At 39.8% G+C, this 22558-nt stretch carries 24 protein-coding genes and 1 riboswitch; of the genes, 11 read left to right on the top strand and 13 right to left on the bottom strand.

The window, feature by feature from the left end; translation table 11 throughout:
* The first annotated feature begins 7 nt into the window (after positions 1-7).
* From MHH37_RS08240 to MHH37_RS08220, 5 genes are all read left to right on the top strand, one after another.
* Complete coding sequence (locus tag MHH37_RS08240) at positions 8-1351, top strand: sigma 54-interacting transcriptional regulator (protein WP_342575830.1); 1344 nt, start codon at positions 8-10, stop codon at positions 1349-1351.
* 241 nt (positions 1352-1592) lie between these two features.
* Positions 1593-2279, top strand: a complete 687-nt coding sequence (locus MHH37_RS08235) for a CoA transferase subunit A (protein ID WP_342575828.1) — start codon at positions 1593-1595, stop codon at positions 2277-2279.
* A gap of 19 nt (positions 2280-2298) precedes the next feature.
* On the top strand, positions 2299-2958 hold the full coding sequence (locus MHH37_RS08230; RefSeq protein ID WP_342575826.1) for a 3-oxoacid CoA-transferase subunit B: 660 nt from the start codon (positions 2299-2301) through the stop codon (positions 2956-2958).
* A gap of 110 nt (positions 2959-3068) precedes the next feature.
* Positions 3069-4505, top strand: a complete 1437-nt coding sequence (locus MHH37_RS08225) for a GntP family permease (RefSeq protein WP_342575825.1) — start codon at positions 3069-3071, stop codon at positions 4503-4505.
* Between the two features lie 114 nt (positions 4506-4619).
* Positions 4620-5387 carry a 3-hydroxybutyrate dehydrogenase gene (locus tag MHH37_RS08220; RefSeq protein WP_342575823.1) on the top strand — a complete coding sequence of 256 codons (768 nt, stop codon included), beginning with the start codon at positions 4620-4622 and terminating at the stop codon, positions 5385-5387.
* 378 nt (positions 5388-5765) lie between these two features.
* Here MHH37_RS08220 and MHH37_RS08215 read toward each other — a convergent pair whose 3' ends face one another.
* Positions 5766-6653 (bottom strand): alpha/beta hydrolase, encoded by an 888-nt coding sequence (locus MHH37_RS08215; RefSeq protein WP_342575821.1) that lies wholly within the window; start codon positions 6651-6653, stop codon positions 5766-5768.
* A gap of 239 nt (positions 6654-6892) precedes the next feature.
* On the opposite strand from MHH37_RS08215, the gene MHH37_RS08210 reads away from it, so the two are divergent.
* Together MHH37_RS08210 and MHH37_RS08205 are read left to right on the top strand one after the other, a co-directional pair.
* A complete protein-coding gene (locus tag MHH37_RS08210; RefSeq protein WP_342575820.1) occupies positions 6893-7318 on the top strand; it encodes a cobalamin biosynthesis protein CobN in 426 nt (141 codons plus the stop codon).
* 1 nt (position 7319) lies between these two features.
* Positions 7320-7634, top strand: a complete 315-nt coding sequence (locus MHH37_RS08205) for an ATPase (RefSeq protein WP_065217067.1) — start codon at positions 7320-7322, stop codon at positions 7632-7634.
* Between the two features lie 36 nt (positions 7635-7670).
* On the opposite strand, the gene dut is transcribed toward MHH37_RS08205, so the two are convergent.
* Complete coding sequence (gene dut, locus MHH37_RS08200) at positions 7671-8108, bottom strand: dUTP diphosphatase (protein ID WP_342575819.1); 438 nt, start codon at positions 8106-8108, stop codon at positions 7671-7673.
* 171 nt (positions 8109-8279) lie between these two features.
* A riboswitch (cobalamin riboswitch) is annotated at positions 8280-8463 on the top strand.
* Between the two features lie 156 nt (positions 8464-8619).
* Here dut and MHH37_RS08195 point away from each other — a divergent pair.
* From MHH37_RS08195 to nrdF, 4 genes are read left to right on the top strand one after another with little or no spacing between them, the layout of a single operon-like run.
* A complete protein-coding gene (locus MHH37_RS08195) occupies positions 8620-8844 on the top strand; it encodes a glutaredoxin (RefSeq protein WP_008406611.1) in 225 nt (74 codons plus the stop codon).
* Between the two features lie 38 nt (positions 8845-8882).
* Positions 8883-9209, top strand: coding sequence for a class Ib ribonucleoside-diphosphate reductase assembly flavoprotein NrdI (locus MHH37_RS08190; RefSeq protein WP_231918721.1), 327 nt, complete (start codon positions 8883-8885; stop codon positions 9207-9209).
* A complete protein-coding gene (gene nrdE / locus MHH37_RS08185; RefSeq protein ID WP_342575817.1) occupies positions 9206-11299 on the top strand; it encodes a class 1b ribonucleoside-diphosphate reductase subunit alpha in 2094 nt (697 codons plus the stop codon). The genes MHH37_RS08190 and nrdE overlap by 4 nt, the downstream gene beginning before the upstream one ends.
* Positions 11287-12249 carry a class 1b ribonucleoside-diphosphate reductase subunit beta gene (nrdF, locus tag MHH37_RS08180; RefSeq protein WP_342575815.1) on the top strand — a complete coding sequence of 321 codons (963 nt, stop codon included), beginning with the start codon at positions 11287-11289 and terminating at the stop codon, positions 12247-12249. The genes nrdE and nrdF overlap by 13 nt, the downstream gene beginning before the upstream one ends.
* A gap of 41 nt (positions 12250-12290) precedes the next feature.
* Here the strand turns inward: nrdF and MHH37_RS08175 are convergent, their stop codons facing one another.
* The 11 genes from MHH37_RS08175 to MHH37_RS08125 all read right to left on the bottom strand — a co-directional run bounded on the left by MHH37_RS08175 (position 12291) and on the right by MHH37_RS08125 (position 22552).
* Positions 12291-12848 (bottom strand): histidine phosphatase family protein, encoded by a 558-nt coding sequence (locus tag MHH37_RS08175; protein ID WP_342575812.1) that lies wholly within the window; start codon positions 12846-12848, stop codon positions 12291-12293.
* The gene (locus tag MHH37_RS08170; RefSeq protein ID WP_342575810.1) at positions 12832-13899 is read right to left on the bottom strand and encodes a histidinol-phosphate transaminase; all 1068 of its coding nucleotides are present in this window, start codon (positions 13897-13899) and stop codon (positions 12832-12834) included. The genes MHH37_RS08175 and MHH37_RS08170 overlap by 17 nt, the downstream gene beginning before the upstream one ends.
* Complete coding sequence (gene cbiB / locus MHH37_RS08165) at positions 13874-14830, bottom strand: adenosylcobinamide-phosphate synthase CbiB (protein WP_342575808.1); 957 nt, start codon at positions 14828-14830, stop codon at positions 13874-13876. The genes MHH37_RS08170 and cbiB overlap by 26 nt, the downstream gene beginning before the upstream one ends.
* A gap of 81 nt (positions 14831-14911) precedes the next feature.
* Positions 14912-16108, bottom strand: coding sequence for a CbiX/SirB N-terminal domain-containing protein (locus tag MHH37_RS08160; protein WP_339264314.1), 1197 nt, complete (start codon positions 16106-16108; stop codon positions 14912-14914).
* Positions 16059-16796: a sulfite reductase gene (locus tag MHH37_RS08155; protein WP_342575804.1), complete on the bottom strand. Its 738-nt coding sequence runs from the start codon at positions 16794-16796 to the stop codon at positions 16059-16061. Before MHH37_RS08155 ends, MHH37_RS08160 begins: the two co-directional genes overlap by 50 nt.
* Before the next feature lie 69 nt (positions 16797-16865).
* Complete coding sequence (locus MHH37_RS08150) at positions 16866-17849, bottom strand: ABC transporter substrate-binding protein (RefSeq protein ID WP_342575802.1); 984 nt, start codon at positions 17847-17849, stop codon at positions 16866-16868.
* 2 nt (positions 17850-17851) lie between these two features.
* Positions 17852-18637, bottom strand: a complete 786-nt coding sequence (locus MHH37_RS08145; protein ID WP_342575800.1) for a heme ABC transporter ATP-binding protein — start codon at positions 18635-18637, stop codon at positions 17852-17854.
* A 1-nt stretch (position 18638) separates the two neighbouring features.
* Positions 18639-19679 (bottom strand): iron ABC transporter permease, encoded by a 1041-nt coding sequence (locus tag MHH37_RS08140; RefSeq protein ID WP_340734967.1) that lies wholly within the window; start codon positions 19677-19679, stop codon positions 18639-18641.
* On the bottom strand, positions 19672-20514 hold the full coding sequence (locus MHH37_RS08135; RefSeq protein ID WP_065217078.1) for a methyltransferase domain-containing protein: 843 nt from the start codon (positions 20512-20514) through the stop codon (positions 19672-19674). The genes MHH37_RS08140 and MHH37_RS08135 overlap by 8 nt, the downstream gene beginning before the upstream one ends.
* Positions 20515-20519: 5 nt before the next feature.
* Entirely contained in the window at positions 20520-22013 is a 1494-nt protein-coding gene (locus MHH37_RS08130) for a cobyric acid synthase (RefSeq protein WP_065217079.1), read from the bottom strand.
* Complete coding sequence (locus MHH37_RS08125) at positions 22013-22552, bottom strand: cob(I)yrinic acid a,c-diamide adenosyltransferase (protein WP_014824141.1); 540 nt, start codon at positions 22550-22552, stop codon at positions 22013-22015. Before MHH37_RS08125 ends, MHH37_RS08130 begins: the two co-directional genes overlap by 1 nt.
* Positions 22553-22558 lie beyond the last annotated feature (6 nt).

Raw genomic sequence — 22558 nt, 5'->3', positions numbered from 1 at the left:
CAGGAAAATGGAAGATTGGATAAAAAATTTACCAGGTCCTGCAATAAAGCAAATTTTGGAGACTGCCTTTCCCTGGTTTGTAGTCGTAGACAGAAATGCAAAAATTATTTACCTTAACGAAGGTTATTGTAATTTTCTCGAAGTAAAACGTGAAGATGCGATCGGTAAGCATGTAGCAGATGTCATTGAAAATAGTGAGATGCACCTCGTCATAGAAAAAGGGACACCTGATATTGCAGCCCCTCAATATATTAAAGGTACCTATATGCTTGCCAATCGTGTCCCAATTGTGATTGATGGGGAAATTATTGGCGCTTTCGGGAGTGTAACCTTCCGGGATTTAAATGACTGGAAAAAACTAAGTTCTCATGTTCGAAAGACTTTAGACCAAATTGAAACAAATATGAAACAATACCGCGAATCATTTTATAGCTTGTCAGATATTAAAGGAACCTCCAACTCTATGCGAAAAATAAAAGAAACGATCACCATGATTGCTCCGACAAAACTGCCTGTTTTAATCGAGGGTGAAACAGGTACAGGAAAAGAAATGTTTGCCCAGAGTATTCATAGATTATCCGATCAGGTGGATCATCCTTTCGTAAAGATTAATTGTTCCACTATACCAAAAGAGTTGCTGGAAGGAGAATTGTTTGGAAAATGGGATTCGGCTGAACAGCGAATTAAATCAGGAGGAATTCAGAGAGCACAAGGCGGAACTCTTTTTATTGAAGAGATTAGTGAACTCCCAACAACCTTACAGGCAAAGCTGTTAAAGGTCATGCAGGATGAAAAAGTTCAACCAGCCGGCACTGATGAAGTAATTCCAGTTGATGTTCGCATAATCGTAGGTTCAAATTTATCACTTGCTGGGCTAGTAAAAGAAAAGCAATTTCGTGAAGATTTATTTTATCTTATTCAGGCGATTACATTGCAAATTCCCCCTCTTCGCGATCGGATTGAGGATCTTCCTGAATTAATACAAACTTTTATGCACAAATTCAGTTCCGAAGTGAGTCGCCAAGATTTTAAGCTTAGTCGAAAAGCTTGGTTGTTGCTTCAACAATATAACTGGCCGGGAAATGTTCGAGAACTCAAAAATGTGTTAAAAGCAATTATTCAGTTATCAAATGGTGAGCAAATTACTGAAGATGCATTACCAATCTATATTCGACGACAAAAACCGGATTATACTCGAATTAATGGAACTTTGGAAGAAATCCTTTTTCAAGTAGAAGAGCAGATTTTACAAGAATATCTAGAAAATGAGAAGGACAAAATACGGATTGCCGAGAAGTTGGGCATTAGCCGTTCAACACTTTATGAAAAAATAAAAAAACACAACTTATGACCTAAATTCCGAGATTTTGGATTAAATTCCGAAATATCGGATTTTTTAATTTCACATTAATCCACTTTTTAAAATTCCCCATAATAATTGAGTCCGATTTTCCGGAATACAACTACCTTAAATTCTGTCACAGTTCTGTCACACGATATTGTACACGCTGAAATATTCTGCTTTAATACAATTAAATATGCTTTTAAAGCAATATTTTCACTAAAACTATTTTTCTATTGGAGGTAAAAACATGAAACGCATTTTCTCTTCTGCAGAAGAGGCAGTCAGTCAAATTCAAGATGGCACAACTCTCATGGTTGGTGGTTTCGGATTGGTTGGTATTCCTGAACAGCTTATCCTTGCACTTGAAGAAAAAGGAGTAAAAGATTTAACGGTAATTTCGAATAATTGCGGTATAGACGATTGGGGATTAGGACTTTTATTGCGGAAGAAGCAAATCAAAAAGATCATTGCATCTTATGTAGGTGAAAATAAAGAGTTTGAACGCCAAGTACTTTCCGGTGAAATCGAAGTGGAGCTGACTCCCCAAGGCACACTTGCTGAACGAATCCGTGCAGGAGGTGCTGGTATTCCAGCCTTCTATACACCAGCTGGAGTAGGGACAATCACTTCAGAAGGAAAAGAAATTCGAAATTTCAACGGAAAGGAGTATGTTTTAGAGACAGCATTAAATGCTGATTTTTCTATAATTCGCGCTGCTCAAGCTGACCATTTAGGCAATCTGATTTATAACAAAACCGCTCAAAATTTCAATCCTATCATGGCTGCAGCTGGAAAAGTTACGATTGCAGAAGTTGAGGAAATTGTGGAAACAGGTATATTAGATCCAAATATGATTCAAACGCCGAGTATCTATGTCCAAGGTATCCTTCAAGCAAAACAAGAAAAGAAAATAGAAAGATTAACAGTACGTTAATAAGAAAGGAGTATTCTAAATGACTTTATCTAATAGGGAACGAATTGCCATTCGGGCTGAAAAAGAAATTGAACACGGTAACTATGTCAATTTAGGAATTGGGATGCCTACATTAGTCGCAAATTATATATCTCCAGAAAAAACCGTCATCTTGCAATCCGAAAATGGTTTGCTTGGAATCGGACCGTATCCGACAAAAGAAGAAGTTGATCCAGATTTAATCAATGCCGGAAAAGAGACAATCACAACAATACCTGGCTCCTCTTTTTTCACAAGTGCAGAATCATTTGCAATGATCCGCGGCGGACATATTGATGTTGCCATTTTGGGTGGAATGGAAGTCTCCGAAAAAGGCGATTTAGCCAACTGGATGATTCCTGGAAAAATGATTAAAGGTATGGGTGGTGCGATGGATTTAGTACATGGTGCAAAAAAAATTATTGTCATAATGGATCATGTCTCGAAAGACGGTTCACCAAAAATAAAAAAAGAATGTTCTTTACCTTTAACAGGCAAAGGCGTAGTCAATAAAATTATTACGGAAAGAGCCTTGATTGAAGTAACATCACGTGGTTTAGAACTGAAAGAAGTATTTGAAGGATATTCAGTTGAGGATGTAATTCAATCAACGGAAGCAAATTTAATTGTTGAGAATGTAAAAGAGAGCGTTTCTATTTAACTGTTTTCCTGCCAGATAAACGATGTAATACACCATAAATAAGAGTTTCTTTCATATGGCAATTGTCCAAAGAATAGAACTCTTACTACTATTGTACGAGGGGGATTTATATGGATTTGTTGGTTATTCTATTGGCGCTTGGACTATTAATGTTTGCTGCCTACCGCGGTTATTCCGTCATATTATTTGCACCAATTTGTGCGCTTTTAGCGGTCGTATTAATTGCACCAAGCAATGTTTTACCATTTTTCTCAGGTATATTCATGGAAAAGATGGTTGGATTTATTAAATCATATTTTGCTGTTTTCTTATTAGGAGCTATTTTCGGAAAAGTTGTAGAAATGTCAGGAATTGCTGAGTCAATTGCCAAAACAATTGTCAGCTGGCTTGGTGCAAAACGAGCAATGCTCACGATCGTATTGCTTGGCGCCATCTTAACATACAGTGGAGTGAGTTTATTTGTAGCGGTATTTGCGATTTATCCATTTGCTGCACAAATGTTTAGACAGGCAAATATTCCTAAACGTTTAATTCCGGGTACGATTGCTCTTGGTGCATTTACCTTTACAATGGATGCACTGCCTGGGACACCACAAATACAAAACGTTATTCCAATCGCCTTCTTTAAAACGGATATTTATGCAGCACCGGTTCTAGGAATCATAGGGGCAATTGTCGTTTTAACAGCTGGATTACTATACTTGGAGGCTAGAAGAAAAAAAGCCGAATTAGCTGGAGAAGGTTATTACGGGTTTGATTCGGAAACGGCTGTTACGATTCAAAGTGCAGAAGTAAAGGATGAGCCTGCTCTTCCCGATTTAACAGCCAAACAATCGCTGTCTAGACAAATACTGGCTTTTGTTCCGCTTATTTTGGTTGGGGTTACCAATAAAATATTTGTTACAAGTATACCGAAATGGTATCCGAATGGCTTTGACTTTGAAGCAATTGGCTTGAGTGCCTATAAAGTGGATGTAGCAACATCTGCTCCTATTTGGGCGATTATTATGGCTTTGATTGTGGGAATTATATCATCTATTGCCTATGATTTTAAACGGGTATTTAGTGGTTTTAAAGATGGCGTTAATACCGCGATTGGAGGGTCGCTGCTGGCGACTATGAATACCGGCGCTGAATATGGATTTGGCGGGGTCATTGCAGCTCTCCCAGGATTTGCGAAAATCAGCGACGGGATATCGACAACATTTACAAATCCACTTGTCAATGGTGCAGTTACGACCACTACTCTTGCCGGTATGACGGGATCCGCATCAGGGGGTATGGGAATTGCCTTGGGAGCAATGGCTGATAAGTATAATCAGGCGATTATTGCTGCTAATATTCCACCAGAAGTAATGCACCGCGTAGTGGCAATGGCTTCAGGGGGCATGGATACCCTTCCGCATAATGGAGCGGTTATTACCCTGCTGGCAGTAACGGGACTCACACATAAACAGTCATATCGGGATATTTTTGCGATTACGATTATTAAAACGTTAGCCGTATTCGTAATCATCGCACTTTATACATTCTTTGGATTAGTATAATAGAACGGTAGTTATTAAATGGCTGTTTAATATACCGAGAGTTTTAAGTCGTGTTTCGGAAATCAAATTTAAAGGAGCCAGCTCTTTTGGCTCCTCATCTAGGAGGCTTTTTGGGTGGTAAAAGATAAAATGGTATTCATTACTGGTGCAGCACAAGGTATAGGATTTGAGATTGCGAAAGAGTTTTATACAAAAGGTGCTACTGTCGTGCTAACAGATATAAATGAAGAAAAAGTGAAAGATGCAGCAAGCACCCTTGGAGAACGAGCAATTGGACTTAAATGTGATGTAACAAAAGAAGAAGAAATTATAGCAGCAATTGATGAAACAGTACAGAAATTTGGTCGAATCGATATACTTATAAACAATGCTGGTATGCAGCATGTTGCAATGATTGAAGATTTTCCGACAGAGCGTTTCGAACTGTTAATAAAAATAATGTTAACTGCTCCATTTGTATTAACTAAGCATGTGTTACCGCATATGAGAAAACAAAAATTTGGCCGTATTATTAATATGGCTTCTATTAACGGACTTGTTGGATTTGCAGGAAAAGCAGCCTATAATTCTGCCAAACATGGTGTTATTGGTCTCACAAAAGTTGCGGCACTTGAAACTGCATCAGATGGCATAACGGTTAACGCTATTTGTCCAGGCTATGTAGATACACCACTTGTTCGAAATCAATTGCAAGACTTAGCAGCAACACGCAATATACCTCTCGAAAACGTATTGGAAGAAGTGATTTACCCACTCGTTCCTCAAAAAAGATTACTTGATGTAAAAGAAATCTCTGATTTGGCTCTATTTATCTCAAGCGAGGGAGCAAAAGGAATGACTGGCCAGGCTATCGTTTTAGATGGCGGGTACACAGTGCAATAATTAATTCAAGGATGTTCACCTCTGTTCCCAGAGGCCGCATTCTTTTGCATGGCTTGTGCTTCGAAATCCAAGCTATCTTCGCTTTTTTGTGGTCCTTAAGTCTCACGTAGAGAACTTTATTAATAAATAGATGCCAAATTTATTAAGCAAATCAGGTGTGTAGAAATTTTTTTACCTTTCAACACACCTGTTTCCTGTTTGTCATCTGTAAACAGGCGATCAAAAAACTGCTGGAGGGATATTTGAAATTACCTGTGTAGCTGCTTACTTCCTACCTTATCAGCTATTGTTAACTTGGCCTCCTAATCTTTGTCCTCTGTTTTGATATGTCGGATAATATACGTTTCCGTACTGTTAAAGCTCCCTTATTAATTCGTACTAATTTTTTATAATCTTAAGCAGTTGATTCATTGCTTTCTTTGCTTCCGGAATCGGAAATACCGGAAAAACATGGTTCATTTTTGGGTATTCATAGTATTGAATTGCTATTCCCTGTTCTTTTACTTTATCGAGAAGCATATTTGCATCGACTAACAGTAGTTCACCCGTCCCCACAAAAGCGGTAATTAGTCCAATGTCTATCAGTTCTCCATGTACAGGACTTATTTTGTAGTCGGTTAACTCCAAGCCATCCGCCCATAACCTGCCAAGCTCCTGTGCGCCTATCACTCCAAGCATCGGATCGAGTTTTTCAAGTTCTTTATAGCGCGGGTCTTCCCCTCGTACATCTAGCCAAGCAGAGTGTAGAACAATATGCTGCGGCTGCTTTTTCGAACATCGCTTTACATCCTGAGCCAACGCCATTGCCAACCCGCCTCCAGCAGAATCCCCCATAAAAATAAACGGTGCATCGTATTTTAAAACGAGACGATCATATAAGTCATGGATGGCAACAAAACACTCTCTATGTGTATGTTTAGGCAGCTTCGGATAAATTGGCACAACAATCGTGAAATTTGTCTTCTGTGCAAGCTTTACTAAATAACGCCAATGAAAAATCAGTGGATCATTAATATACGCTCCGCCGTGGAAATAGTAGATGACCTTTTCCGGTGTTTGCTGTTCATTAATTGTGTAATAGTGAATGCCATTCAATTCGTCTTTCTTTATTTGATACTGATCTCTGAATTTAGCATCGAGTTCATACGGTTTCTCGTTATGCTTCATTGCAATAAAATCATCGAGCAGATGCAAATCCATAAACTTTTTCTTTGTTCCGCGCAGTATTAAAAACTTCTCAAACAACACACTTTGCACGCTTCGCATACAATGCCTCCATCCTATTTTTTCTACTATGATTCTTATCCATTCGACTAAAATTGATTGATCACCTTCTAAACGGATAAACGTTTCTATTTATCCTTATGCATACTTAGTACCTATTAGAAAAAAGTGTCGATTGTTTTAAGCACATTATTATCTCAATAAAACAAATCGCGATATAATTCTGAAACTTTTTCCCGACTTATCCGTAAATTAGGTAATAAATTCTAAAGGAGGGAATGATGGTGCTCATTGGATTTTACAGTGCTCTAATAATTTTCACTTTATTATTCATCATTGCAGCTTTCTTTTTTATACGGCAGTTTGTAAATAAGAAATCCTCCCCCTATAACATGAATACGTTTATGCTTGGTGTGCTAACGCTGTTCATGCTGATTGTAACGGGTATTTATGGATATGATTTTTATCAACTACAAGCGGGCAATCAGAAATTTGCGGAGGGGATTTGTGAAATCAACTTTGTAAACGGTCATGGGAGAAGTATTGATACGACTGAAGTAAAGATTGAAGATAATCTTTATAACATAAAGTCCGGTACTTACAAAGATCTACCTGATGGGCGTTATAATTGTGAACTTTCGTATTTACCGATTTCAAAAATTGTGACACAGATCGATATTCAGTCAAAAGGAGAGGAAGGAAACTAATATGGTTGATTTAGATTTTTTAATTCAGTACGGATTCATATTATTAGTGATTTCAATTACGACATTTGTCTTGTCTATGTATTTCCGGAAAAAGCCGAAAGTGGATAAAGGATTTAAGTTTGCCTATCATGGCCTATCATATCGCCGTAAATTTTTACGCACGATTTATTCAATCCCGTTTTGTATTTTTCCGTTAGCGATCATTTATTATTTTGAAAGGTTTTCCGCTAACTTTATATTTGTTACGCTGTTGCTCGTGATCGTATTTGTTTTTCAAATGTCATACAATTACATAAAGTGGAAAAAAGAAGATTGAAAGCCTGTGTTCATCCGACAGCAGGCTTTTTTTTCATTATTTCACTCCACTCGAACCAAAGCCCTTATCACCGCGCTCCGTAACCGACAGCTCGTCTGTTTCTTCAATGAAAACTTGCGGAACATATTGAATGACTAACTGGGCGATTCGCATTTGTTTTTCAATCGTAAAAGGTTCTTTCCCGTGATTGATTAAAATCACGCCGATTTCACCGCGATAGCCTGCATCGATGGTACCTGGACTATTTAACACCGTAATCCCATGTTTGAGTGCCAATCCGCTACGAGGACGTACTTGCGCTTCTGTTCCCTCCGGCAGTTCGATTTGAAGACCGGTTTTAATTAATCCGTATTCACCAGGCAGTAAAACTCTTTCTTCAACCGCACTTAAATCCATCCCTGCATCCCCTTCCCGTGCCTGTTTCGGCAATACAGCATTCGGGTGGGCTTTCTTAATTTTTAATTGAATCGACATATTCAACCAACTTTCTCATTTATAAAATCTATTTACATGCAGTTATAACAAAACCATATTTTTTCTTTATTTTCAATAGGGAGTTTTCTAGAATTCTTAATGGATTTATGTTATCTTTCTTTAGGCTCTTTACTTTTATGTTGTTAAAGCTTATACTCAATTCAACTATATATTGTGTTTTTTTATCACGGTACTACTAAATGTAGTTTAAAAGGGAAGTTTGGTGTGAATCCAACGCTGTCCCCGCAACTGTAAATGCTGACTGAAGACGAATAGACCACTGTGCAATGCATGGGAAGGTATGTCTGACGAATGAAGCAAAGCCAGGAGACCTGCCGCGTTAAAACTACGTACATTTCTTCGGGGAATAGGAAATGGAGGCGCTCTTTTACTCGTTTCCATTTCAAGCTATCCTGTTTTCCGGGATAGCTTTTTTTGTTTTGTCTGCATGTTCCCCCATGACATGTGCACCACAATTACTAGTAATATTTAAATAGCGAGGGGTTCTATTATGAAACTTTATACGAAAACAATTTGTCCAAAATGCCTATGGGTAAAATCGGAGCTCGATGCTGCCAACTTGGAGGTCGAGGTTATTAATATTGACCATGATGAGAGCGCAAAACAAATAGTACTCGATGCAGGTTTTTTGTCTGTGCCGTTATTTGAAATTAACGGTGAATTTATCGCAGAGCCGACGTCAATTATCGATCGCATTTCTGAAATGACCGCATGATCATATTTGCTTCACGAACTGGTAATGTACGATCCATTGTGCAAAAACTCGGCTTGCCCGCAAAGGATCTGGCGGAAGTAGAGAAAATGGATGAACCGTATCTTCTATTTACGTATACGGATGGATTAGGCTCTGTTCCCCCTATCGTCGACCAGTTCATGACTGCGAACTTTGATCTATGCAAGGGAATTATCGTAAGCGGAAACCGTAATTTTGGTCATGCTTTTTTCGGCCGTGCAGGTGACCTTTTAGCTGCACAATACGGAATTCCGTTAATCGAAAAAGTGGAAATGCGAGGAACTCCGGCGAATTATGAAGCGATTACAGATTACTACTACTCCATTTGGAAAGAGGCATCGATATGAAACAATATTTAAAATTAAATAACGATATTCTAAACCGTTACCGTGCTACCGGTGAATTGGATCTGGCGAAAGACAAAGAAGCAACACGCCGCTATTTCCTGGAAGACGTGAATGTCCGTTTACGCTACTTTATCGATATCGAGGAAAAAGTGCGTTATTTAGTCGATGAAGGCTATTACGAAAAAGAGTTTTTGGAATTGTACTCGATGGACTTTATTAAACAAATGTACAAAAAAGCCTATTCCTACAAGTTCCGGTTTCCTTCATTCATGAGTGCTTCGAAGTTCTACGAAAGCTATGCGATGAAAAGCCGGGACGGAAAAGAAATTCTGGAAAAGTATGAAGACCGGATCGTCATCATCGCCCTTTATTTAGCACAAGGTGATGAAGCATTGGCGGAAAAGGCAATTGAAGCCGTTATGACTGCCTACCAGCCGGCAACCCCAACTGCCCTAAACAGTGGGAAAAAAGCGCGCGGTGAGCTAGTCTCATGTTTTAAACTAACGATGGATGACACGATGAATTCAATCGCAGAGAATATCGGCTATTGTCTTGAGCTTTCCCGCTTAGGCGGCGGTGTCGGGGTAAACTTGACCGATCTGCGTCCATTAGGTGATCCGATTAAAGGGATTTTAAACCGTGCGAGCGGGGTTATGCCTGTTGCGAAACTGCTGGAAAATTCGTTCTCGTATTCGAATCAGCTTGGCCAAAGAAATGGTTCCGGAGTCGTCTATCTAAATGTTTTCCACGGTGATATTGAAGCGTTCATCTCTTCCAAGAAACCAAATGCCGACGATAAAATCCGATTAGCTACATTATCTACAGGGATTATTCTTCCCGATATTTTCTTTGAATTAATGCGCCGCGATAAAGATATCGTATTGTTCAGTTCTTATGATATTTTCAAAGAATACGGCAAACGCATGTCGGAAATTTCCATTACGGAAATGTACTACGAATTTTTGGATAATCCAAACATCCGTAAACTGAAACGGTTAAACGCCCGTAAATTGTATACGGAAATTAAAAAGGCGCAATTTGAATCGGGTTACCCGTTCGAAATATTCGATGATAATGTCAATAACACCCACCCATTAAAGGAAATCGGGCGTGTGAAGATGTCGAATCTATGCACCGAAATTCTTCAGTATCAGCAAACAAGCGTTGTTACCGATCAAAACGAGCCGAATGAATACGGCCTCGATGTTTCTTGTAACTTAGGTTCGATCGACATTCACGAAGCAACGAAAGTTCAGGATTTCGGACAGCTTGTCGATACGGCAATGCGTCTTTTGACGAATGTTTCAACGATGACCGATATCGTCAACGTCCCTTCTGTATCCAAAGCCAACAAAGTGATGCACTCTGTCGGATTGGGTGTTATGAACTTGCATGGGCACCTTGTACAAAGCGGAATCCGTTATGGTTCCAAAGAGTCGATCGAATTTATCGATGCGTTTATGGAATCACTGAACTATCACTCGTTAAAAGCATCAATGGAAATCGCGAAGCAAAAGAACGAAACGTTTTATCGATTTGAGGAAAGTGATTATGCGAGCGGGGTTTATTTTGAAACCTATATAAACAAAGAAGAAAAAGAACTTACTCCTGAAGTGATTAAAGCACTTGGGGGTACACCGATTATTACTCAAAATATGTGGCGGCAGTTGAAGTCTGACGTATTGGAGCATGGATTATTCCATTCTTATCGACTGGCAATCGCTCCAACAGGCAGTATTTCCTACATCCGCAGCTGTACGGCTTCCATCTCCCCTGTTACAGAACGCGTGGAAGTTCGTGATTATGCGGACAGTCGAACAATTTATCCGATGCCATTTTTAACGAATGATAACCAGGAACTTTATACCGAAGCCTATGAAGTAAACCCCTATGAACTGATCGACCTTTACGCAGCCGCGCAAAAGCATGTCGACCAGGGGATTTCCATGACACTATACGTGACGGACCAGTGGAACACAGAACAATTGGCAAAAGCTTATATTTATGCGTGGACGAAAGGCATTAAAACCGTTTATTACGTACGCCAGCGTTTACTTACAATTGAGGAGTGTGTCGCATGTCAAATTTAACGTATAAAGCGGTCAACTGGAATACCCCGACGAGTGAACTCGCTCGTATTTTTTGGGACCAGCAATGGAAACAAATATGGTTCCCCGAAGAAATTGCAGTCAGTAAAGACGTCAAACAATGGAAGGAATTCGAGCACCAGGATACATACAAAAAAGTGTTCGGCGGCCTAACATTGCTTGATACGGTACAAACGAACATCGGCATGAATGAAATTGCCAAGTACACACCCGATTTCCAAGAAAAAGCGGTGTTAACCGTATTCGGATCATTTGAAGCAATTCATGCAAAGTCTTATTCATATATTTTTACAACACTGTGTACAAACACTGAAATCGACGAAGTTTTCGAATGGGTGCAAAAAAATGAGTTTCTTCAATATAAAGCAAACCGCATTGGCGAAGTATACACCGCTATAAAAGAAGATGACCCGGAAAGCTTATGGAAAGCAATGTTCGCTTCAGTTATGCTGGAAAGCTTTTTATTCTATTCCGGCTTCTTCTACCCGCTTTATTTAGGAGGACAAGGTGTTTTAAGAAATAGTGCGGAAGTGATTAGTTTAATCTTGCGTGACGAATCCATTCACGGAGTAGCGGTCGGCTTTTTCGCGCAGAATATTTTCAAAAACTTCACAGCGGAAAAACAGCAGGAGCTTACTTTGTGGGGCTATGAATATTTACTTGATTTATATCAAAATGAAATGAAGTATACCGATGATTTATATGCAGAAACAGGACTTTCACCCGAAGTGAAAAAATACGTACGCTACAATGCGAATAAAGCGCTTATGAACTTGGGGCTCGATACGATGTTTCCAGACGAGGAAGTCAACCCGGTTGTAATGAACGGGATTTCCAATACAGGGTCAACGTACGATTTCTTCAGCCAAAAAGGATCAACGTATGCCGTCGCTAAAGTAGCTCCGATTACGGATGATACGTTTAAATTCTAAAAAAGAAACGCTATACCTAAAATTCGGTATAGCGTTTCTTCCTATTTAATATTGCTTTGTAATTGTTGGATGTCCCCTTCTACCGAAAAACAAGCAGCACCATTCAGTAAATAATCCCACAACTGGTTGGATGGCTGTTTATGAAGCGCGGTAATCAAACAGGCAATGGCAACACCGTGTGAAACGACAGCGATTCTCTCATACGGTAACTGTGATAAAAACTTGTGAAATGCAAGCATTCGTTTTGTTACCTCTTCAAAAGATTCCTGTGTCGTATTGACAAATAAATGTGGTGAATTCATATAACAGCGATATTGTTCATCCTGTTGAAGGTCCTTTATGTAGCTGCCTTGCCAATGCCCTAAGTGTATTTCACGCAAATTTTTGCTCTTATGAACAGTGCGGTTTGGAAACATGAGGTGTGCTGTTTGCAGCGCCCGATTCAAGTCACTGGAAAATACGATCTGCGGGTTCCATTTCACGGACATTGCCTGCTCTATTCCTTCTGTCGTCAGATCCGAATTAAGCCATCCTTGCAGCCGCCCTTCTCTATTCCAGACTGTTTCACCATGACGGTAGTAGTTAATGATTTTTGACATAATTTGTTATCTCATCCTTGCATTTAATCCAGATTTCTTCACTTTTGACAGCGATTCGAAACCATACGCCGTCCAAGCCGACATAGTTTTTTGTATGGCGCAATACGATTCCTCGTTTTAATAAATACTCAAAAAATTTATCCGAATTATACTGTTCCGGTAATTGAAACAATAAGAAATTCGCTGCACTGTTAGATACTTTACAACCAATTAATTTTAAGTCCTTCACCATCTGACTTCGTAATTTACTGCTCTTTTCACGAGATTCCTTCACAAAATCCTTGTCATGTAAACAGAGACAGCCGATTTCATTTGCAATCGCGCTCACATTCCAATGCGGCAAGTAATGACGGAGTTTTCCTGCCTGTTGACCGATGACATAACCGAGACGAACCCCTGCCAGTGCATACATTTTTGTCATGGATCGTACGACAAATAGATTGGAATAGGTGTTTACCAATGAAACAACGCTCTCCGATTCATCGGTCCAGTCTATAAACGCTTCATCGACAACAAAATCGCAGTGGGGATACTTTTTAATCAACTGTTCAATCCAATATTTTTTCAATAATACGCCTGTAGGATTATTCGGATTGCAAATATAGCAGGCATGGACATCTTTCAGCTGTTTCTCCAATATTTCCTCATTAAATCGATATGTTTCAATATCGTCAGCTAAAATAGAATGAATGACACAATTCTGCTGTTTTAGTGTTCTAGCATACTCCGAAAATGTTGGCTGTAACAAAGCAATCTCCTGTCCATTGAAAAGCTGTGCCAAAGCCATTAAGCCCTCTGCCGCACCATTTGTGACGACAACTTGATCGGCTGCTACTTGGTGAACAGCTGCCGCTTGCGATCGAAATGGTTCTGCTTGTTCATCCGGGTAGCCAGCAATTTTTTCTAACAGGTTTGGCCACTGTTGCTTTACTTGCTTCGGTACCCCCAGATGATTGACATTTTCGCTCACATCGATGACTTGATCCGGCATTTTTAAATTCAACGCTTTATATAATGCTGCCGCATTAGCCCCATGTGCAGGCAATTGCATACAATATTCCCCCTGTTATCACTACACACCATGTACAAACATACATGTGCCGGATCGCTTTTTTAATATGTATTCTTTGCATCGTTTCGTACGGTTCACCCATATAAGCACGGAAGGATTCCACCCCGCCATAACGATTAAACCCGCCTAAACGAATTCCTAACTGAACAGCAGTAGCGGCCTCCAAATAGCCACTATTCGGGCTTGGATGTTTTTTAGCATCCTTTAGCCAGTTTTTATAGCGGTGTTTGAAAGGTTTTGCCGTCTCACATTTTGTAAATATAATAAGGAACCACCCGGAAATTCTGCTGGGCAGATAGTTCGCAACATCATCCAATTTAGCTGCAGCAAACCCAAAATCAGCATACCGTTCATTTTTATACCCGATCATCGAATCCAGCGTATTAATCGCTTTATAGCACCATGCACCGGTTGCACCAAAACATAACGCATACATAAGCGGAGCCGTCACACCGTCACTCGTATTTTCTGAAACCGTTTCAACGACACCCCGTACTATTTCAGGTTCATCCAGATGATTCGTTTCACGGCCTACAATCCAGCTTAAATATTTTCTTGCTTCGGGTAAATCATTCGCTTTCAAGGAATCGTAAACGAGCATCGCCGCTTCTTTTAATGATTTCTGGGCAAGAGCTAAACAAATCAAAAAGATTTCGACTACAAGCCAAAGAAGAAGATGTATTTTTATTGCAAGAAAGACAATTAAGAAAACCGAGCCCGTTGTGATACTTATCGTGAGAAAAACTGTTAGTAATCCATTGATCCGTCTTCTACTGCCACTGCCATGATTCCATTTCTTTTCGAAAAAAGAAATCATGTTTCCGATATATATAACAGGATGTGTCCATTTTTTCGGATCCCCAACAATGCAATCGATGAGCACTGCGATTACACAAATAATAAAATACATCGTGCCCCTCGCTCCTTTGTTTTCGTTTGATATGAAATGAAAATTCCAGAGCATATTCGATGCTCTGGATAAACTTTAACATTAATGATGGTGGTGATGTTCATATCCATGTTCTTCTGCATATTTTCGGAAATTCTCTAAATCGATCATCCCTGTTGATGTACCGTCTAAAGCCTGGTCCATGCGCTCGAGCAATACTTTCTTTAAATTCGGATGGTAGCCGAAATAATTTGCAAGTAAAAAATCTACATCTTCATATTGCTCTGTAAACTGCTGGACCATTTTAGCCATTCGTTCCATCAACACCCCTGTAAACAAGAAGTATGGAAGCATCACAATTTTTTTTGCTCCAAGTCTTATACAGCGTTCAACCCCTTGTTCTACTGATGGAGTCGTTACGCCCATAAATGCACTTTCTACTATAGGAACGTCTAGTTTTTCCCATAATAAACGGGTAATTTTATAGAAATCGCCATTTGCATATGGATCACTGCCCCCGCGAGCAATAAGTAAAATAGCTGTGTCGTCATGTTTTTCATCAGGATTGAAGCCTACTTCTGTTAATCGCGACTTAAGAATTTCGAAAATTTCTTCATGAATCCCAATTGTTTGACCATATGTAAAGCGAACATCCGGAAAATGCTCTCTTGCATGTTCGATTTCGGCCGGGATGTGCATTTTTGAGTGTCCTGCGTGTAATAAGATGATGGGAATTACATGGACTTCATCCGCGCCTCTTTCAACACAAAGCTGAATCCCATCTTCTATATTCGGTGAAGCAAATTCCAGAAAACAAGTTTCAACTAGTAGTGCTGGATCAATATACGTTTTCGTCTGCTCGACAAACTGACGCACTTCCTCATTTCCAGCCTCTAATCTACTACCATGCCCAACAAATAAAACTGCTTTTTTCAATGGTCCTCTTCCTTTTTTATATTTATCGATCCCTTTAATTCGATTTTCACGTCGGATTCTTTCCCCATGTTCCACCGAATAAATAATGGATGATTCTTCAGCAGTATCCTGAACTATTGCACGAGATGTTTCCTCGTCTTGAACGGAATACCATGTCCCTTTTGGATAATCGATGACAACACATTTATCTTTACATCGACCATTACAACGGGTACGTGATGTATGAATCATTTCATCTAATCGATTTTTACGAATTTCATCCCGGATTTGCTTTGTTACTTCTTCTGCACCTGCCCCCATACAAGTAGCCCCGTTACAAATTAACAGATGACGCTGCATTTGGTTTAAATTCCAAGTTGTCATAGAGTCCTCCTTCTTGTAGTTGATTAAAGTAAGTTTTATTTTTGTGCACGAACGCCGAAAATTTATCGATTGATGATGCATTATACTTTCCTAATATATTTTTCACAAGATTGATCACTTGATTTTCCGGTACTTTTTTTAATAATAGATGCCCCGAACTGGCACGTCTCCCCATTGGAATCGCGCCTCCGTAAATATCAACTTTGCCATTATGAAAAATGAGTGCCAAGTCATCCTGAACCGCGTTATAGCATGCTTGGGTGCATGCATTAAAGCCGATGCGTACCCTATTTTTTAATGGCATTTGTTCAACTTGTTCTAGTAAGTCCTTTGCAAGTGGTAAACCGTCTAACAAATCCCCATCACAAAAGTCGCAACATTTAAATAAAGCACTTGGTGTTTGGGATGCCACATACAAATTCACTTCCGTTAATTTTTCCATTGCCTGCTCAACATGTGAGCGATGGACAGTAACGATAAAACTATGGCCGGCAGAATATTTTACAGCGCCAGATTTTTCAAGGTTCGCTAACACAATCAGCTGATCACTTGTTAAATGTTTGTTTATTAACCCTGGTCGTACAATTAATGCTACATAGTCATCCGTTGCTTTTAATTTTGCAAACGTCTTGTTCGGCATCGGCAGCTGCAACGCCTTTTCAAAATTTTTTTTAGCATATTCTTGCATATATACACCGCTCCCATTCATCAATTACGCACTTGTGTCGACTGGTGGAATCCCTTTGATTTTGAAAGATTAGAATGAATCGGGGTAAAGACCTTTTACAATAATTTCAAGCGCTTCTGCCACACGAACACCTTCTGATGCAGCCGATAATGGTAAAACAACAAAACGCTCATTTTGTACTGCCGGTGTTTGGCTCAGTGCCGGATCATTTTTCAGGAAATTAATTTTCTCTTCTGCTGAAGTAGAACCGTAATCAATGACAATAATAGCTTCCGGATTACGTTCTACAGCATCTTCTTTTGAAACCGTTGCCCAGTTTTTCTCGATATCACCAAAAATATTATTTGCTCCCGCCATATTCACGAGAGTGTTCATAAAGTTTTGAGTGGCTGTAAATACATCTTTATCACCACTATCAAATACTAGAACATCAATTGGTTTATCCACAGTAGGTACTTTTTCTTTAATTTTTTCAATATCAGCGTTCATTTCTTCTATCAATGTTTCTCCGCGCTCTTCAACACGAAAGATTTTTGCGATATTACGGATATCCGTGTAAATATCCTCTAACTCCGGAGCCACTTTTACTGAGGAAGACTGCAGGTAACTGCCGATTCCCAATTGTTCCATTTCTTCGCGTGACATTAAGTTTTTCTCATTAAAGGCACTTGCCCAGCCACCGTAAATGAAATCGGCTTCTGTTGAAATAACCTGTTCTTTCGAAGGATATTGTTCAGCCAGTACCGGAACCTGGTCATACGCTTCTTGTAACGGAGGATAAATCTGGTCGTCCAAGTAAGCTGTACCTACCATCGATTCTTCCAAGCCGAGTGCAAGCATTACTTCTGTTACATGCTGATTTATGGAAATCGCTTTTTTGGGAGCTTCTTCATATGTAATGGACATGCCTTCATTTTCAATTGTTACTGCCTGAACTGTTTCATCCGAATCTGCTGTCGCCTGTTTTATACTTTGTTCATTACCCGAACATGCTCCTAAAATTAATGCTGAGGTTAGGGCAAACGAAGCCCATAGACTTTTACGTATCTTCATTGTTAATCTCCTATAGTATCTATTCGTGTATTCGTATAAAAAAATAAATGCATCTTCCCTGTGAACGGATTTTTAGAAATCCCTGCATCTATATGAAATACTTCTTTTAACATCGAGGTCGTCAATACATTTTCCGGTGAACCTTGAATATGTAATGTTCCATCGTTCATAACAATCAACTCATCACAATAAGCTGCAGCTAAATTTAAATCATGTAACGCCGCAATGATCGTAATCGGTAAATCTTTGACTAAATCCATTAAATGGAGCTGGTGTTCAATATCCAAATGATTTGTCGGTTCATCCAATATGAGAATACTTGCCTGCTGTGCCAATGCACGTGCGAGCATTACTCGTTTTTTTTCGCCACCTGATAAATTACTTAATGTTCGATTGGCTAAATGAGTAATATTTGCCAATTCCATGCTTCTGTCCACGATTGACATATCTTCTGAGTTTTCAGAACTGAGCCAGCCTTTATAAGGGGTGCGTCCCATCATTACCAAATCTTTTACTGTAAAATCAAATAATATAGCGGACTCTTGACTAACGACCGCCATTTGTCTTGCCAGTTTTTTCGGGGAAATATCCCAGACTTCCTGTTCATGCAAAGTTACTTTTCCCGATGATTGTTTCAAGTGACGGTACAAAATCTTAAGCATTGTTGATTTACCACTGCCGTTTGGACCAATAATCCCTATAAATTTTCCTTCGATGATTTCCAAAGAAATGCTTTTCAAAATCTCCTTATCATCCACCGAATATTCAACTTGTTGTAGCTGGATCATCTCATTCTCCTTCCCCAAATGCATAGCGCTCCCGACGAAGCATCCAAATAAAGAACGGACTGCCAAATAATGCGGTAATAATTCCGATTGGCATCTCTTCTGGTGCAATTGCAATACGTGCACCCATATCAGCCCAAATAATAATAATGGCTCCAAGCAGCGCACTTAGCGGTAAAACTACTTTATAATTGGACCCGACAATCATCCGTACAATATGTGGGACAATGAGACCGACAAATCCGATACTCCCGCTTACAGCAACTACGACGCCGGTTAGTAAAGATACAATGATAATAATGAACAGCCTGAATCGTTCAATATGAATCCCTAAAGTCGATGCTGTTTCTTCACCTAGTAACAGCGCGTTCAGTTGACGATAGCTTAGTAGTAATAATGGAAATACGATACAAAAAGTAACTAGAGGTATTCCGAGATTTGACCACTTTGCCCCGCCTAAACTGCCAAGCATCCAAAACATGACTGCCTGAACACCGCCCTGTTCTTTCGAAATCATCAACATAAAGTTGGTCATCGCACCTAACACCATGGAAACCGCAATCCCCGACAGCAATAATCGAATCATCGAAGTTTTCCCGTTCACACGGGCAAGCATAAATACAATCATTACGGCAAATATTGCACCAAAAAAAGCGGCAAGCGATAAAGCAAACACTCCGAAAAAGCTAAATGCACCGAATAAAATTACTGAAGTTGCCCCGACAGATGCTCCCGACGAAACACCGAGTATGTAAGGATCTGCAATAGAATTCTTTACTAGAGCCTGTATTGCGGCACCCGATATTGCCAATGATGCTCCGACTAGAAGTGCCAATAGTACACGTGGCACCCGGATTTCCCAAATAATTATTTGCTGCGCCTTAGAAGCGTTTGTTTCACTTAAAATTCCTGTTTTAAAAAGTAAAACCTCAATAATTAACTGGGGTGTGATCCCTACAGAACCTACCATGATTGCACCAATAATCGATATGACGAGCACAATGATTAAAATAGGCATCCATAGCCAAAGTTTTTTTTTATTCATAAAAGTTTACCGGCTCCCAACTAATGATCGCTGCATAAAATTTATGACGGTAAACAATCTTGCCTTCCTCCACTTTAACGAATCGGGCAAGTGCCTCTTTAACATGCTCTAAATCAAACGGATTCGATAATACTTTTTTACTTTGTGCTTCATAAAGCGCTTCATAACTGTCATAGTAATAAACACGTTCCAATGGCAGCATTTCGCAATCTGCATAAATTCCTAATTGGTACAGCATATTTAAAATTTCAATATAGTCTCTTCTGGGATATTTAATCTGATAGTGATATTCTTTCGCTAAAACATCATAATGTGGTTGAATTGGACCTGTTGTTAAACCGATGATTGCTCTTTTCTTTGCGCAATTATTCATTTTCAGCAGTGCATCATTCATCTCATATATTCGGTAATAGCAATTGACCCCGATTACTATATCATGCTGTTCAACATCTGCTTCTTCCCACTTCGCATGGACAAAATTTACCGCATCGTCTTCCGTGAAATACTGCTCCAAGTATTTTAAAACACTTTTTGAGCCATCAACCAATGTAAGTTTTCCGACATCTTCTCTTAAAGGAAATGTATAATTCCCCCAACCTGGTCCCATTTCCAGACAGCTTGCACCCTGTGGTATGTATTGACGAATTTTTTCATAAATCGGAATGGCATGTGCATCCGTTTGTTTATAGGATTTTTTTTGCATCGATTGGGCCCAAAATGCTTCCTCCAATGCATCATTTTTCATCCGTTCCGGCATATTTCCATGCCAGTCCAGCATCCCTTCCTTCCAGAGCTGCTCAAAATCAATTGCAAGTGGCCCATGTAAAACAGCCATCAACTTCACCTCTTTTCAAACTTGGCTTCCGAAATAAACGAATAAATCTTCTCCATATTCAAATGCCCACGTACATGGCGGTCCAGCAATTCATAGGCTTGTTCGCGACGTTCAAAATCGGATAACACTTCTCCTGTAATTGGCTCCATTCCTTTTTGCACACGGATTGTATTAAAATAATCGCGTGTAAATAGGCGATTTTGGAAAATCCCATGAACATATGTACCAAATACTTGGTCAGTATAGACACCGTCTGTCCGGCCGTCATAAAATTGGATGAAAGGCTTCAACGGTTTAGTCGCAACACTGCGGCCTAAATGAATTTCATAGCCTTCAATCTCATGACCTGTGCAGCTTCTTCCCGAAACTTGAACCGTTTGCTTACTATTGATAAATGTTGTTTCGATCGGCAGCAGACCTAATGTCAAATACGTTCCGCCAGTGCTTTCAACCGCCTGTTCGTCACGGATAATCTCACCAAGCATCTGATAACCTCCACAAATACCGATAATGCGGACATTTTGATTCGCTAACTGTAAAATACCTTGCATCAGCCCAGTTTGCTGAAGCCATAAAAAATCTTCCACCGTGTTTTTAGTACCTGGTAAAATTACGACATCCGGATTTTTTAAATCACTAAGCGTTGAGACAAAGCGCACGCCTACACCCGGTTCTTCAAACAATGGATCCAAATCAGTAAAATTAGATATACGCGGTAAACGGATAACGGCGACATCAACCGCAAATTCATGCTGCTGTGGCTTCTTTAAGCGCAGGCTGGATAGGGCCATCGAATCTTCTGCCTCAATTTGAACATCGAAATACGGAATGACACCCAGTACAGGAATACCTGTATATTCCTCCAGCCAATCGATTCCACTTGTCAGCAGTTCTTTCATGCCGCGAAACTTATTAATAATAATTCCTTTTACACGTGCTTTTTCCGCATCATCCAATAACATTAACGTTCCGACGAGTGAAGCAAAAACACCACCGCGTTCAATGTCCGCCACTAAAATCACTGACGCGTCCGTCTCATGTGCCATTCGCATATTGGCAATATCACGACTTTTCAAGTTAATTTCCGCAGGACTTCCCGCACCTTCCAAAATAAGAACATCGTAGTTATCCGATAAACGTTCAAGCGATGTACGAACTTCAGGCATGACATCTTCTACAAATTGTTCACGATAACTGACCGCATCCATGTTTGCAAAATGTTTACCGTGCAAAATCACTTCTGATACCATATCCCCTTTAGGCTTTAGTAAAATCGGGTTCATATCTGTCGTTGCATCAATTTTTGCCGCTTCTGCCTGGACCCCTTGAGCACGCCCAATTTCTCCGCCATCTTTTGTAATATACGAATTCAGCGCCATATTTTGTGATTTAAACGGAGCAACCCGGTAACCGTCATTAACTAAGATGCGACATAATGCTGTACATAGTACACTTTTTCCCACATCGGATGCTGTACCCTGAATCATGATTGCCTGCACTAAAACTCCAGCCCCTTCATAGCTGTGACATCCTGCTCGCTGTAATAATGTTTCGTTGCATCAACGGTTGAAACCAGATCAGCCATCGCAATAAGATCCGGATGTGCCGAACGTCCTGTAACGACTAAATGCATTGTGGCAGGTCGACTCCGAATTGCTTCAAGTACCTCCTCTAAAGGCAAAACATCATCGATTGGGAATTTTGAAATTGCCAATGCATTATTTAATTCATCCAAAACTAGTAAATCCGTCGTTTCATCCTGCAATTCCTTTTTTACAATTTGCCAAGCCTTTCTTAACGCTTCCCTATGTTCTTCCGGTGTTTTTGTCCACGTAAAGCCAATGCCGAGCTGAACGGTTTCAACACCTAATTTCCGAAGTGCAATTTGTTCTCCATATGTACGTTCCGGTGATTTAATAAACTGAAAATACTTCACCGTCATCCCACGGCCAATTGCACGTAAGGTTACACCTAATGAAGCGGTTGTTTTGCCTTTTCCTTCACCCGTATATACGAGCAGCATTCCTTTTCTCGCCATGTTAGT

The organism is Solibacillus sp. FSL K6-1781 (genome assembly GCF_038630735.1).
In the GTDB taxonomy this organism is placed as follows: Bacteria; Bacillota; Bacilli; order Bacillales_A; family Planococcaceae; genus Solibacillus; species Solibacillus silvestris.
This window is presented reverse-complemented; position numbering and strand designations above follow the sequence as displayed.

Bases quoted from the DNA above. Each gene is read 5' to 3' on its own strand.
- MHH37_RS08240 (WP_342575830.1), top strand. From the start codon at position 8: ATGGAAGATTGGATAAAAAATTTACCAGGTCCTGCAATAAAGCAAATT.
- MHH37_RS08235 (WP_342575828.1), top strand. From the start codon at position 1,593: ATGAAACGCATTTTCTCTTCTGCAGAAGAGGCAGTCAGTCAAATTCAA.
- MHH37_RS08230 (WP_342575826.1), top strand. From the start codon at position 2,299: ATGACTTTATCTAATAGGGAACGAATTGCCATTCGGGCTGAAAAAGAA.
- MHH37_RS08225 (WP_342575825.1), top strand. From the start codon at position 3,069: ATGGATTTGTTGGTTATTCTATTGGCGCTTGGACTATTAATGTTTGCT.
- MHH37_RS08215 (WP_342575821.1), bottom strand. From the start codon at position 6,653: ATGCGAAGCGTGCAAAGTGTGTTGTTTGAGAAGTTTTTAATACTGCGC.
- MHH37_RS08210 (WP_342575820.1), top strand. From the start codon at position 6,893: ATGGTGCTCATTGGATTTTACAGTGCTCTAATAATTTTCACTTTATTA.
- MHH37_RS08205 (WP_065217067.1), top strand. From the start codon at position 7,320: ATGGTTGATTTAGATTTTTTAATTCAGTACGGATTCATATTATTAGTG.
- dut (WP_342575819.1), bottom strand. From the start codon at position 8,108: ATGTCGATTCAATTAAAAATTAAGAAAGCCCACCCGAATGCTGTATTG.
- MHH37_RS08195 (WP_008406611.1), top strand. From the start codon at position 8,620: ATGAAACTTTATACGAAAACAATTTGTCCAAAATGCCTATGGGTAAAA.
- nrdE (WP_342575817.1), top strand. From the start codon at position 9,206: ATGAAACAATATTTAAAATTAAATAACGATATTCTAAACCGTTACCGT.
- nrdF (WP_342575815.1), top strand. From the start codon at position 11,287: ATGTCAAATTTAACGTATAAAGCGGTCAACTGGAATACCCCGACGAGT.
- MHH37_RS08175 (WP_342575812.1), bottom strand. From the start codon at position 12,848: ATGTCAAAAATCATTAACTACTACCGTCATGGTGAAACAGTCTGGAAT.
- MHH37_RS08170 (WP_342575810.1), bottom strand. From the start codon at position 13,899: ATGCAATTGCCTGCACATGGGGCTAATGCGGCAGCATTATATAAAGCG.
- cbiB (WP_342575808.1), bottom strand. From the start codon at position 14,830: ATGTATTTTATTATTTGTGTAATCGCAGTGCTCATCGATTGCATTGTT.
- MHH37_RS08160 (WP_339264314.1), bottom strand. From the start codon at position 16,108: ATGACAACTTGGAATTTAAACCAAATGCAGCGTCATCTGTTAATTTGT.
- MHH37_RS08155 (WP_342575804.1), bottom strand. From the start codon at position 16,796: ATGCAAGAATATGCTAAAAAAAATTTTGAAAAGGCGTTGCAGCTGCCG.
- MHH37_RS08150 (WP_342575802.1), bottom strand. From the start codon at position 17,849: ATGAAGATACGTAAAAGTCTATGGGCTTCGTTTGCCCTAACCTCAGCA.
- MHH37_RS08145 (WP_342575800.1), bottom strand. From the start codon at position 18,637: ATGATCCAGCTACAACAAGTTGAATATTCGGTGGATGATAAGGAGATT.
- MHH37_RS08140 (WP_340734967.1), bottom strand. From the start codon at position 19,679: ATGAATAAAAAAAAACTTTGGCTATGGATGCCTATTTTAATCATTGTG.
- MHH37_RS08135 (WP_065217078.1), bottom strand. From the start codon at position 20,514: ATGGCTGTTTTACATGGGCCACTTGCAATTGATTTTGAGCAGCTCTGG.
- MHH37_RS08125 (WP_014824141.1), bottom strand. From the start codon at position 22,552: ATGGCGAGAAAAGGAATGCTGCTCGTATATACGGGTGAAGGAAAAGGC.